The organism is Psychromarinibacter halotolerans, from assembly GCF_029168315.1.
Taxonomy (GTDB): Bacteria; Pseudomonadota; Alphaproteobacteria; order Rhodobacterales; family Rhodobacteraceae; genus Psychromarinibacter; species Psychromarinibacter halotolerans.
Genome location: NZ_JARGYD010000056.1, coordinates 1 through 359, shown reverse-complemented (window position 1 = coordinate 359; position 359 = coordinate 1). Strand labels below are relative to the sequence as shown.

Annotated in this window: 1 protein-coding gene; it reads right to left on the bottom strand. The window is 62.7% G+C overall.

The features are described from left to right. The coding region (locus P1K30_RS24060) for a cadherin-like domain-containing protein (protein ID WP_275635245.1) at window positions 1-359 on the bottom strand (359 nt) is incomplete at both ends.

The window sequence follows — 359 nt, the reverse complement described above, 5'->3', positions numbered from 1 at the left end:
ATCACAAGGCTCGTATCCTCGTCCGTGACATAGCTGTCCGCCACCGCCACGGGATCGTCGTTCACCGCGTTCACGGTGAGGCTCACCGTCGCGGTATCCGTCCCGCCGTTGCCGTCGTCGACAAGGTAGGTGAAGCTGTCCGTCCCATTGAAGTCCGCATCGGGCGTGTACGTGAACGACCCGTCCGGGTTCAGGCTCAGCGTCCCATTAGACGGGCCCGTCGCGACGATGCTCGACAGCGTGTCGCCATCGATGTCTCCATCATTCGCCAGCACACCGGGCAGCAAGATCACAAGGCTCGTATCCTCGTCCGTGACATAGCTGTCCGCCACCGCCACGGGATCGTCGTTCACCGCGTT